Annotated in this window: 1 rRNA gene; it reads left to right on the forward strand. The window is 55.1% G+C overall.

Annotated features, from left to right (window positions below):
- Nucleotides 1–205 (forward strand): 16S ribosomal RNA (locus IQP38_RS18400); the annotation flags it as partial.

A 205-nucleotide genomic window follows, 5' to 3' on the forward strand; every position in this document is an offset into this window, starting at 1 on the left:
AACTCTGAGACAGGTGCTGCATGGCTGTCGTCAGCTCGTGTTGTGAAATGTTGGGTTAAGTCCCGCAACGAGCGCAACCCTTATCCTTGTTTGCCAGCACTTCGGGTGGGAACTCCAGGGAGACTGCCGGTGATAAACCGGAGGAAGGTGGGGACGACGTCAAGTCATCATGGCCCTTACGAGTAGGGCTACACACGTGCTACAA

Origin of the sequence: Vibrio sp. OPT41 (assembly GCF_015163595.1) — a bacterium.
Classification (GTDB): Bacteria; Pseudomonadota; Gammaproteobacteria; order Enterobacterales; family Vibrionaceae; genus Vibrio; species Vibrio alginolyticus.